Annotated in this window: 8 protein-coding genes; 4 read left to right on the plus strand and 4 right to left on the minus strand. The window is 58.7% G+C overall.

What is annotated here, in order from left to right; all coding sequences use genetic code 11:
* Positions 1–21 precede the first annotated feature (21 nt).
* A complete protein-coding gene (locus ABLU95_RS09785) occupies positions 22–291 on the minus strand; it encodes a YdgH/BhsA/McbA-like domain containing protein (RefSeq protein WP_004202149.1) in 270 nt (89 codons plus the stop codon).
* A gap of 120 nt (positions 292–411) precedes the next feature.
* A complete protein-coding gene (gene bioH, locus ABLU95_RS09790; RefSeq protein WP_023291206.1) occupies positions 412–1,185 on the minus strand; it encodes a pimeloyl-ACP methyl ester esterase BioH in 774 nt (257 codons plus the stop codon).
* Positions 1,186–1,224: 39 nt separating this feature from the next.
* On the opposite strand from bioH, the gene gntX reads away from it, so the two are divergent.
* The 3 genes from gntX to gntT all read left to right on the plus strand — a co-directional run bounded on the left by gntX (position 1,225) and on the right by gntT (position 4,186).
* Positions 1,225–1,899: a DNA utilization protein GntX gene (gntX, locus tag ABLU95_RS09795; RefSeq protein WP_065883147.1), complete on the plus strand. Its 675-nt coding sequence runs from the start codon at positions 1,225–1,227 to the stop codon at positions 1,897–1,899.
* A gap of 58 nt (positions 1,900–1,957) precedes the next feature.
* Positions 1,958–2,533 (plus strand): Fe-S biogenesis protein NfuA, encoded by a 576-nt coding sequence (gene nfuA / locus ABLU95_RS09800; RefSeq protein ID WP_004202143.1) that lies wholly within the window; start codon positions 1,958–1,960, stop codon positions 2,531–2,533.
* A gap of 336 nt (positions 2,534–2,869) precedes the next feature.
* On the plus strand, positions 2,870–4,186 hold the full coding sequence (gntT, locus tag ABLU95_RS09805; protein ID WP_008806999.1) for a gluconate transporter: 1,317 nt from the start codon (positions 2,870–2,872) through the stop codon (positions 4,184–4,186).
* Between the two features lie 102 nt (positions 4,187–4,288).
* Here the strand turns inward: gntT and malQ are convergent, their stop codons facing one another.
* A complete protein-coding gene (gene malQ / locus ABLU95_RS09810; protein ID WP_023291208.1) occupies positions 4,289–6,382 on the minus strand; it encodes a 4-alpha-glucanotransferase in 2,094 nt (697 codons plus the stop codon).
* Positions 6,383–6,392: 10 nt separating this feature from the next.
* Positions 6,393–8,783 carry a maltodextrin phosphorylase gene (gene malP / locus ABLU95_RS09815; RefSeq protein ID WP_023291209.1) on the minus strand — a complete coding sequence of 797 codons (2,391 nt, stop codon included), beginning with the start codon at positions 8,781–8,783 and terminating at the stop codon, positions 6,393–6,395.
* 624 nt (positions 8,784–9,407) lie between these two features.
* Between malP and malT the strand changes: the two genes are divergently transcribed.
* A complete protein-coding gene (gene malT, locus ABLU95_RS09820; protein WP_065883149.1) occupies positions 9,408–12,113 on the plus strand; it encodes an HTH-type transcriptional regulator MalT in 2,706 nt (901 codons plus the stop codon).
* Positions 12,114–12,122: the final 9 nt, after the last annotated feature.

The raw sequence follows: 12,122 nt of genomic DNA on the forward strand, positions 1-12,122 counted from the left end.
AGGCCCGTTTTTATGACTGGATTATTTATACACGTCAGCGTTAGCGTGAACGGTTTTTTCGTTTTTCTGCCCGGCAATCACCACAAAGTATTTTCCACCCAGCTCATCGGCTTTTTTCGACAGATCGCGTCGGGCGTCCATCGGCGAGGTCGTCCTTGAGGTCGTGATGCTGCCGACCTTGGTCAGATTCATCTTCGCCACGTCCTCTTTTTGGATCTCTTTCGCTGCGAATGCGCCAAAAGACAGACAGCCAATCACCAGAGATGCAACCATTCCTGTAACAAGTTTCATAGCCTCTACTCTCCATTAGGTTGTTATTTTAGGTCACGGTGGCGGAATGAAATAATCAACCACCGTAACAACCTAAGTATTGCTGTGAATGGCCCTTTTACCATGGCGCGGCAAAAAAAATTACCCCAGCCGTTTTTTCAACGCCAGCAGCGGCTCGCAGAAGGCCGCGGGATGGGAAACAAACGGCGCATGCGCTGCCTTGTCAAAGAGAATTGACTCACTATCCGGCCATAGCTTATCCAGCAGCGGGACAATCTTGCGCGGCACCAGCCCGTCCAGCCGACCGTACAGCCGCAGAAACGGCATCGGCAGTCCGACCAGCGCCTGACGCAGATCGACGGTTCTGAGGATCTCCAGACCGCCGTTCAGCGCCTCAGCGGAAGGCATCGGCAGCGAGAGCACCGCCTGCTTTAACGCCCGCGCATCCTGACGAGCGCTCTCCGTTCCCATGGTTTGCAGGGCGAGGAACCGCTCGACGGTACGCTGGAAATCCTCGCTCAGCTGCTGCTGAAATCCGGCCAGCACCTCCGGCTTGATGCCCGGCCAGTCCTCATGGGCCGCGAAACAGGGGGAAGAGGCGACCGTTACCAGCGCCTGCACCCGTTGCGGGCACCTTATCGCTATCTGGCTGGCCACCAGCCCGCCCAGGCTCCAGCCCAGCCACACCGCCTGAGGCGGAGCCTGCTCCAGCACCCGCTGCGCCATCGCCTCCAGCGACATCGCCCCAAACCCGCCGCTACGGCCATAGCCCGGCAGGTCCACCAGGTGAAGGGTAAAATGCGAAGCCAGCTGCGGCGTGATGCAATCCCAGACCTGAGCGTTCAGCCCCCAACCGTGCAGCAGCACAAGATGACAATCACCTTCGCCGATTGTTTGCCACCAGATGTCGTTCATCCGTTACCGTTCTCTTTTTTACTGGACAGAAGGCCAAATATGCTAACAGCACACAGCTTATGCTGGCTATGCCAAATGCCGCTGGCGGTCGCCCGCTGGGGGATCTGCTCTCGCTGCAGCCGCGCCCTGCTCGCCTGCCCCCCGCTCTGCCCGCAGTGCGGCCTGCCGTCGGCAATGTCCCGGCATCCCTGCGGCCGCTGCCTGCAAAAGCCGCCTCCCTGGCATCGGATGGTAGCGGTCAATGACTATTGTCCGCCGCTGAGCGATCTGGTGCGGCAGCTGAAGTTTCACCATCGTCCGGAACTGGGCCCCGCCCTGGCGCGCCTGCTGCTGCTGCGCCTTAAACAGCGTGACGATTTGCCGCCGGTAGACGCGCTGGTCGGCGTGCCGCTGGGGCATCGCCGCCGCTGGCGCCGGGGTTATAATCAGTGCGATGAGCTGTGCCGACCGTTAGCCCGCTGGCGTGGGTGCGTCTGGCGTCGCGACGGCCTGACGCGCCAGCGAGCGGGCGCCGTGCAGCATTCGCTTAATGCCCGCCTGCGCAGGCAGAACCTGAAAAATGCCTTTCAGCTTGAATTTGCCGTGCAGGGACTCCATATCGCTCTGGTGGATGATGTCGTCACGACCGGCAGCACCGTCGCCGAGATATCCCGCCTGCTTTTGCGAAACGGCGCCGCGACGGTTCAGGTATGGTGTGTATGCCGTACCTTGTAGACCCCCGCTGATGGGCGTATTATAACCCAGTAAAATAGTCAACTATTAGGCCAACGCTATGATCCGTATTTCCGATGCTGCACAAGCGCACTTTGCCAAACTGCTGGCAAATCAGGAAGAAGGGACGCAAATTCGCGTATTTGTGATTAATCCCGGCACCCCAAACGCTGAGTGCGGCGTATCCTACTGCCCACCGGATGCGGTGGAAGACACCGACACGGCGCTGAAATTTGAACAGCTGACCGCCTATGTCGATGAGCTCAGCGCGCCCTATCTGGAAGACGCTGAAATTGATTTCGTCACCGACCAGCTTGGCTCGCAGCTGACCCTGAAAGCGCCGAACGCCAAAATGCGCAAAGTCGCTGACGATGCCCCGCTGATGGAGCGCGTCGAGTACCTGCTGCAGTCGCAGATTAACCCGCAGCTGGCCGGGCACGGCGGCCGCGTGTCGCTGATGGAGATCACCGACGACGGTCTGGCTATCCTGCAGTTCGGCGGCGGATGCAACGGCTGCTCGATGGTCGACGTGACCCTGAAAGAAGGTATTGAAAAACAGCTGCTGAACGAGTTTCCGGAGCTGAAAGGGGTTCGCGATCTGACCGAGCACCAGCGCGGCGAGCACTCCTACTACTAAGCCTTCCCTCCGGCGGCAGCCTGTCGCCGGCTCTCCTTTCTCCTTTCTGTGTTACCGCGCAACATCTCCCGCTAAACGACCGGCAAAAACCGGGGAAAGAGTATGACTTAAGTCTCATATTTAACATTTTCCCCCGCCAGGTGATTCTCAACCCTCACATGTTACCCGTATCATCCCCTTCAGGCGCCACCGGCAAAAAAATAGCCAGCTATCCTTTCTCTGGGTAAGGATAATGCAAGCGTTTACGGTGCCAGACTATTTTGCTCCCTGACGGAGCGAATGTTGTAAAGGTTGAAACTTTGACGTTACCCATAACAAATTAAGGCCAGGTAAATCATGCCATTAATCATCGTTGCTATCGGGGTTGCCCTGTTATTGCTGTTAATGATCCGTTTCAAAATGAACGGCTTCATTGCGCTGGTTCTGGTGGCGCTCGCCGTCGGATTAATGCAGGGTATGCCGCTGGATAAAGTGATCGTCTCCATCAAGAACGGCGTCGGCGGTACCCTTGGCAGCCTCGCGCTGATCATGGGCTTCGGCGCTATGCTCGGTAAGCTGCTGGCAGACTGCGGCGGCGCTCAGCGTATCGCCACCACGCTTATCAATAAATTCGGTAAGAAGCATATTCAATGGGCCGTGGTCCTGACCGGCTTCACCGTCGGTTTCGCCCTGTTCTATGAGGTGGGCTTCGTGCTGATGCTGCCGCTGGTGTTTACCATCGCCGCCTCGGCCCGTATTCCGCTGCTGTACGTCGGCGTACCGATGGCCGCCGCGCTCTCCGTCACCCATGGCTTCCTGCCGCCGCACCCGGGTCCGACCGCGATCGCCACCATCTTCCACGCCGATATGGGTAAAACGCTGCTCTACGGCACCATTCTGGCTATCCCGACGGTTATTCTCGCCGGCCCGGTTTTCGCCCGATTCCTGAAAGGCATTGATAAGCCGATCCCGGAAGGCCTGCATAACCCGAAAGTGTTCACTGAAGAAGAGATGCCTGGCTTTGGCGTCAGCGTCTGGACCTCGCTGGTTCCGGTGATCCTGATGGCGATGCGCGCCGTTGCCGAGATGATCCTGCCGAAGGGCCACGCCTTCCTGCCGATTGCCGAGTTCTTCGGCGACCCGGTCATGGCCACCCTGATTGCGGTACTGATCGCGCTGTTCACCTTCGGTTTGAACCGCGGCCGCTCCATGGAGCAGATCAACGATACCCTGACCTCTTCGATTAAAATCATCGCCATGATGCTGTTGATCATCGGCGGCGGCGGCGCCTTCAAACAGGTGCTGGTGGATAGCGGCATGGATAAATATATCGCTTCTATCATGCACGAATCGAATATGTCTCCGCTGTTTATGGCCTGGTCCATCGCCGCGGTGCTGCGTATCGCGCTGGGTTCGGCGACCGTTGCCGCCATCACCGCGGGCGGGATCGCCGCGCCGCTGATCGCTACCACCGGCGTCAGCCCGGAGCTGATGGTTATCGCGGTCGGCTCCGGCAGCGTTATCTTCTCCCACGTGAACGATCCGGGCTTCTGGCTGTTCAAAGAGTACTTTAACCTGACCATCGGCGAGACCATCAGGTCCTGGTCGGTGCTGGAAACCATTATCTCGGTCTGCGGCCTGGTAGGCTGTCTGCTGCTGGGGATGGTGGTGTAAGGTTACTCCCGCCATAGAAAAAGGCCGGTCCGCATCATGCGGACCGGCCTTTTTTATCGGACATACTCTTCGCCGCGCTGAGGTGCGCGCGGCGGGGAGTCATCAGGAGGCGGCTTTTTTGCTCGCCGCTTTGCGCCGTTTATCCAGATCCTTAATCAGCTTATTGACTTGTTCATCGGCAAACATCTGCTCAAGGGTGACGGACAGCTTCCGGCGCCAGTTCGGGTACTCAGTGCTGGTGCCCGGAATATTGACCGGCGACGCCATCTCCAGCCAGTCTTCCGGCTGCAGGCCCAGCAGGGCGCTGTTGCTGTCGGCAATATAACGTTGCATCCCCCGGTTGAGGATCCCCGTCATGCTCATCAGGGAGGCCTTATGGCCGGCACGCTTGGGCAGACAGCCGTACTTATGCAGCGCATCCAGCAGCCCTTGCTTCGCCAGCTCACGGTCCTGGTACAGCCCGCGCAGCACCACCTCATCAGGATAGAGACCCAGCGCTTTGCCTAACGTCAGATCGCCGCTTTCCCAGTAGCCGCGGAGGGTGGGCAGGTCGTGCGTCGTCGCCACAGCCATTGATTGCTCCGGGTACAGCGCCGGCGCGCGGAACGTTTTCTCTGCATCACTCTCAAAATAGAGCACCTTATACGAATAGACGCCGCTGTTGCGTAACTTGCTGACGATCTCCACCGGTACCGTGCCCAGATCTTCGCCGATCACCATGCAGCGATGACGCTGGCTTTCCAGCGCCAGAAGCGACAGCAGGTCGTCGACGGGATACTGAACGTAAGCGCCATGGTCGGCGGTTTCACCATAGGGGATCCACCACAGACGCAGCACCGACATCACGTGATCGATACGCAGCGCGCCGCAGTTCTGCATATTGGCGCGCAGCAGGTCGATAAACGGCTCATAGGCGCGAGCGGCAATAATATGCGGATCCATCGGCGGTAGGCCCCAGTTCTGGCCCAGCGGGCCCAGAATATCCGGCGGCGCGCCCACGGACGCTTTCAGACAGTACAGCTCACGGTCGCACCAGGTCTCCGACCCGCCTTCGGCGACGCCCACCGCCAGATCGCGGTAGAGGCCGATCGGCATCCCGTCGCGCTGGCTGGTTTCCCAGCAGGCGGCAAACTGGCTCCAGGCCAGCCACTGCAGCCAGAGATAGAAACTGACGTCGTCCTCATGCTCGACGCAGAAAGCTTTCACCTCCGGGCTGTCGATATCCTGAAAGGCCTTCGGCCAGGCCGGCCAGCCCCAGCGCAGCGGGTCCTGTTGAACCTGCCAGGCGTGCAGCGCATCGAAAGCGGCCTGCCAGTAGAGGCTTTCCCCTTCGCGCAGAACAAACTCGCGGAACGCCGTCATCTGTTCATCTTCACGACGGGAGAATCGTTTCCACGCCATACGCAGCGCGGTCATTTTCAGCGTGGTGACGGCGGTGTAATCCACATCATCCGTTTGCCGCGCCGCCTGCAAGGCCTGCTGGGTCGCAGCGGACTGCCACCACGCCTGCGCCTCTTCGCTACGCTGGAAATCTTCAACCGCGTTGACGTCGATGTAGATGACGTTCAGCCAGCGCCGTGAAGACGGGCTATACGGACTGGCGCTCTCCGGGTTCGCCGGATAGAGGGCATGGATCGGGTTGAGGCCAATAAACGACCCGCCGCGGCGGGCGATTTCCGGGAGCATGGCGCGCAGATCGCCAAAATCGCCGATCCCCCAGTTTTTCTCCGAACGCAGGGTATACAGCTGCACGCAGGTGCCCCACAGCTTTTTCCCCTCTTTCAGCGGCTGCGGCTCATAGCAGCGGGCCGGGGCGACGATGGTCCGGCAGTGCCAGCGCTCCCCCTCCTGGGTGAGCGTCAGGGAGTGATACCCCTCCGGCAGTCTGGCCGGCAGCGGCAGCGTCTCGCCGCCGCGGGTTTTACCCTGATACTGCTTACCGTCCTCAGTGGTCAGGATCCACTGATACTCACCGCGTCCAGCCACCGGCAGCGACATTTTTTTGCCGTGGGTGAAGATCTTCACGTTCGGCAGCGGGTTAACCGCCACTTTCGTGGCGGCGGTTGAGCGATGCATCGCATCCAGCAGACGCTGTTTGGTGACAGCCGCGATAGACTGCGGCTTGCCGTGCGCGTTGATATAGCTGGGGCTGATGCCCGCCGCCAGCGCGGCATTATCGAGGCGTTTACTCTCCATAGGCCTTCCTTTAGCGTTTCGCCTGCCAGATACGTTGCTGATAATCGCGGATCGAGCGGTCGGAGCTGAACATGCCGCAGCGCGCAGTGTTGAGGATTGTCGCGCGGGTCCAGGCCTCCTGGTCGCGATACAGCTCATCTACCCGTTTTTGCGCCGCCACGTAGGCTTCGAAATCGGCCAGCACCAGATACGGGTCGCCGCCCTGCAGCAGACTATGCAGCATCTGGTCGAAGGCATGCTTATCGCCGTTGCTATAGGTGCCGTTCTCCAGCTCCTTAAGCACTGCATCGAGCAGTTTGTCTTTTTTACGCCATTTCAGCGGATCGTAGCCTTTCGCTTTCAGGGCTTTCACTTCTTCTACCGTGTGGCCGAAGATAAAGATGTTCTCTTCACCGACCTGCTCGGCGATTTCCACGTTGGCGCCATCCAGCGTCCCGACGGTCAGCGCGCCGTTCAGCGCCAGCTTCATGTTGCCGGTGCCAGAGGCTTCTTTGCCCGCGGTGGAGATCTGCTCGGAGATATCCGCCGCCGGGATCAGTTTTTCCGCAGCCGATACACAATAGTCCGGCAGGAAGACCACTTTCAGCTTATCGCCGACTTTCGGGTCGTTGTTAATCGCTTCCGCTACCTTGTTGATGGCAAAAATAATGTTTTTCGCCAGATAGTACCCCGGCGCCGCTTTCGCGCCGAACAGGAAGACGCGCGGAACGCGGTCGGCCTGCGGGTTTTCGCGGATCTCTTTGTACAGCGCAAGGATATGCAGCAGGTTGAGGTGCTGACGCTTGTACTCGTGCAGACGTTTGATCTGAATGTCGAAAATCGCCTGCGGGTTGATCTCAATCCCGGTACGTTGCTTCACAAACTCAGCCAGATGAACTTTGTTGGCCTGCTTGATATCGCGATAAGTCTGACGGAATGCCGCATCGTCAGCGTATTTTTCCAGATTGATCAGCTGGTCGAGGTCATTGGCCCACTCTTTTTTCAGCGTCTCATCCAGCAGAGTGGCCAGCGCCGGGTTGCACTGCTTGATCCAGCGGCGCGGCGTGATGCCGTTGGTCACGTTATGGAATTTGTTCGGCCACAGCTGGTTATATTCCGGGAACAGATCTTTCACCACCAGGTCCGAGTGCAGCGCCGCCACGCCGTTGACGGCAAAACCGCCCACCACGCACATGTTGGCCATCCGCACCTGCTTGTCATGCACCACCGCCAGTTTCGCCCAGACCTGCTTATCGCCCGGCCAGGTTTTGTCCACCAGCAGTTTAAATTTGTCGTTAATCGCGTTGATGATCTGCATATGGCGCGGCAGCAGCGCTTTCACCAGCTTCTCATCCCAGCACTCCAGCGCTTCCGGCATCAGGGTATGGTTGGTGTAAGCAAAGGTTTTGCTGGTGATCGCCCAGGCGTCGTCCCAGCTCAGCTGGTGTTCGTCGATCAGCACGCGCAGCAGTTCCGGGATGGCGATGGTCGGGTGCGTATCGTTCAGCTGGATCACTTCGTAATCCGCCAGCTCGGCCAGCTTGCGACCTGCCAGATGATGACGACGCAGGATATCGGCCACTGAGCAGGCGCACTGGAAGTACTGCTGCATCAGGCGCAGTTTTTTACCGGCCTGATGGTTGTCGTTCGGGTACAGCACCTTAGTCAGTTTTTCCGCGTCGATGCCCTGCTGCTCGGCGCGCAGGAAATCGCCGTCGTTGAATTTGGTCAGGTTAAACGGATGGGCGTGTTTGGCCTGCCACAGACGCAGCGGCTGGGCGACGTTGTTGCGATAGCCGAGCACCGGCAGGTCCCAGGCTTCGCCGGTAATGACGAACGCCGGCTGCCATTCGCCGTTTTTGCTGACTTTGCCGCCGATGCCGACCTGGACATCCAGCGCCTCGTTATGGCGGAACCACGGGTAGCTGCTGCGACCCCAGTCGTCCGGGGCTTCCTTCTGCTGGCCATCGTCAAAGGATTGGCGGAACAGACCATACTGGTAATTGAGGCCGTAGCCGGTCGCCGACTGCCCCACGGTCGCCATGGAGTCGAGGAAGCAGGCTGCCAGACGGCCCAGGCCGCCGTTACCCAGCGCCGGGTCGGTCTCTTCTTCCAGCAGATCGGTGAGGTTGACGTCATAGCCTTTCAGCGCGTCGCTCACACCCTCGTACCAGCCCAGGTTGAGCAGGTTGTTGCCGGTCAGGCGACCAATCAGAAACTCCATCGAGATGTAGTTAACGTGACGTTGTCCTTGCGCTGGTTTTGCCACCGGCTGCGCCGACAGAAGTTCCGCCAGCGCTCCGCTGACGGCGCGCCACCATTGACGCTGCGTCATCTCGGAAGCGGACTGTAAACCAAAACGCTGCCACTGACGCGTCAGTGCAGCCTGAAACTGAGCTTTGTTAAATGAAGTCTGTGACATAATGAGATCCGGGTCCTTTACTAAAACGATGGCGCTAGTGTGCCGACCTCCCGATTCAGCGTCCTCATCCCGACGGGGATTAGACAGGGAGGAGTACCGGGGATGAGCGAAAAGTGTGATCCTGGCCACTATAGTGTGGGTGAGAAGGCCAAAATATGCTGTAAAAATCACCGCTGTATGACAGTCGAGATGTCACCTGTGCAGGGTAAAAATTTGTTACAGGCCACTACGCGGCAAAACGCTTCCCGCCTTTCGCCTGGTTATTAAAAAAATGAATTGCGACCTCCGGGAAAATAAGCACATTTCATCACATTAATCCGCAAAAAAGATTACTTCTAAGAAATCACTGACAATAATTTAATAAAAACAAACAACTACTCCCGATATAAAATAAATCTCTCCCCGCTCCGCCAGCTGCCGGCTAAAAACCGCTGAGGACGAGTCCTGCCTGCGATTTTTACCCATTCGCAACCAATGTCGAAATTTGTGACATAGAGCAAATTCAAGAGCATAAACTTCGGACATAACTTGCAATAAATTTCATAATCACCGACCTTATTAGATATTAATTACGAAGCGCAAAAAAAATCGCAACCTCTCTCTTGCACAGCGAAATGTAGAACTATGTTGATTCCGTCCAAATTAAGTCGTCCGGTCCGCCTTGAACACACCGTGGTTCGTGAGCGTTTACTGGCGAAACTTTCCGGCGCGAACAATTATCGTCTCGTGCTGATCACCAGTCCTGCCGGGTACGGTAAAACAACGCTCATTTCTCAGTGGGCCGCAGGTAAAAACGATCTTGGGTGGTTTTCGCTGGACGAAGGCGACAACCAGCAGGAGCGTTTTGCCAGCTATCTGATCGCGGCGATCCAGCAGGCCACCGGCAACCACTGCGCGGCCAGTGAAGCTATGGTGCAAAAGCGCCAGTACGCCAGCCTCTCCTCTCTTTTTGCGCAGCTGTTTATTGAACTCGCCGACTGGCAGCGCCCGCTGTACCTCGTCATTGATGATTATCACCTGATCAATAATCCGGTGATCCATGACGCGATGCGCTTTTTCCTGCGCCATCAGCCGGAGAATATGACCCTCGTGGTCCTGTCGCGGAACCTGCCGCAGCTGGGCATTGCCAACCTGCGCGTCCGCGATCAGCTGCTGGAGATTGGCAGCCAGCAGCTGGCCTTTACCCACCAGGAAGCGAAACAATTTTTCGACTGTCGTCTGACGTCGCCTATCGAAGCCGACGACAGCAGTCGGCTGTGCGACGACGTCGCCGGGTGGGCCACCGCGCTGCAGCTCATCGCCCTCTCCGCCCGCCAGAATAACTCCTCCGCCCAACACTCCGCCCGTCGCCTCGCCGGGATTAACGCCAGCCATCTGTCGGATTATCTGGTGGATGAAGTGCTGGATAACGTCGACGCCCGCACGCGCAACTTTTTGCTGAAGAGCTCTCTGCTGCGCTCAATGAACGACGCGTTAATCGTGCGCGTCACCGGCGAAGAGAATGGCCAGATGCAGCTGGAGGAGATCGAACGTCAGGGGCTGTTCCTGCAGCGGATGGATGATTCCGGCGAATGGTTCCGCTATCACCCGCTGTTTGGCAGTTTCCTGCGCCAGCGCTGTCAGTGGGAGCTGGCGGTTGAACTGCCGGAGATCCACCGCGCCGCGGCGGAGAGCTGGATGGCGCAAGGCTTCCCCAGCGAGGCCATCCACCATGCGCTGGCGGCCGGCGATGCCAAAATGCTGCGCGATATCTTGCTCAATCACGCCTGGGGCATGTTCAACCATAGCGAACTGGGTCTGCTGGAGCAGTCGCTGTCGGCGCTGCCCTGGTCAAATCTGCTGGAAAATCCGCGCCTGATCCTGCTGCAGGCCTGGCTGATGCAGAGCCAGCATCGCTACAGCGAAGTCAACACCCTGCTGGCGCGAGCCGAGCAGGAGATGAGCGTCGAAATGGATATCGCGATGCATGGCGACTTCAACGCCCTGCGCGCGCAGGTGGCGATTAACGACGGCGATCAGGACGAAGCGGAACGTCTGTCGATGGTGGCGCTGGAAGAGCTGCCGCTGGCCAACTATTACAGCCGCATCGTCGCCACCTCGGTACATGGCGAAGTCCTCCACTGTAAGGGGAAACTGACCAAATCTCTCGCCGTGATGCAGCAGACCGAACAGATGGCCCGCCGTCACGACGTCTGGCATTACGCCCTGTGGAGCATCATTCAGCAAAGCGAAATTCTGTTCGCCCAGGGCTTCCTGCAGGCCGCCTGGGAGAGCCAGGAGAAAGCCTTCCATCTGGTACGCGAACAGCATCTTGAGCAGTTGCCGATGCATGAGTTCCTGCTGCGCATCCGCTCTCAGCTGCTGTGGGCATGGGCGCGCCTCGACGAGGCTGAAGCCTGCGCCCGCCAGGGGATGGCAGTTCTCTCAACTTATCAACCGCAGCAGCAGCTGCAGTGCCTGGCGCTGATGGTGCAATGCTCTCTGGCGCGCGGCGATCTGGATAATGCCCGTAGCCACCTGAACCGGCTGGAAAACCTGCTCGGTAACGGTCACTACCACAGCGACTGGGTCTCCAACGCCGACAAGGTGCGGGTGATCTACTGGCAGATGACCGGCGATAAAACCGCGGCGGCCAACTGGCTGCGCCAGACGCCGAAGCCGGAATTCGCCAATAACCACTTCCTGCAGAGCCAGTGGCGCAATATTGCCCGCGCGCAGATCCTGCTGGGCGATTTCGAACCGGCGGAAATGGTGCTGGAAGAGCTGAACGAAAATGCGCGTTCACTGCGTTTGATGAGCGATCTCAACCGCAACCTGCTGCTGCTCAACCAGCTGTACTGGCAGGCAGGACGCAAGAGCGAAGCGCAGAAAGCCCTGCTGGAAGCCCTGACGCTCGCCAACCGCACCGGCTTTATCAACCACTTTGTGATTGAAGGCGAGGCGATGGCCCAGCAGCTGCGCCAGCTGATCCAGCTGAACACCCTGCCGGAGCTGGAGCAGCATCGCGCCCAGCGCATTCTGCGCGACATCAACCAGCATCATCGCCACAAATTCGCCCACTTTGACGAAGGGTTCGTCGAGCGGCTGCTGAATCACCCCGAGGTGCCGGAGCTTATCCGCACCAGCCCGCTGACCCAGCGCGAATGGCAGGTGCTTGGCTTAATCTATTCCGGCTACAGCAACGAGCAGATTGCCGGCGAGCTTGACGTGGCGGCCACCACCATCAAGACCCATATTCGCAACCTGTATCAGAAACTGGGCGTCGCCCACCGTCAGGACGCGGTGCAGCATGCCCAGCAGTTGCTTAAGATGATGGGATACGGCGTCTGACGACGCCGT

The sequence above is a fragment of the Klebsiella sp. GG_Kp146 genome (assembly GCF_040061975.1).
Taxonomy (GTDB): Bacteria; Pseudomonadota; Gammaproteobacteria; order Enterobacterales; family Enterobacteriaceae; genus Klebsiella; species Klebsiella quasipneumoniae.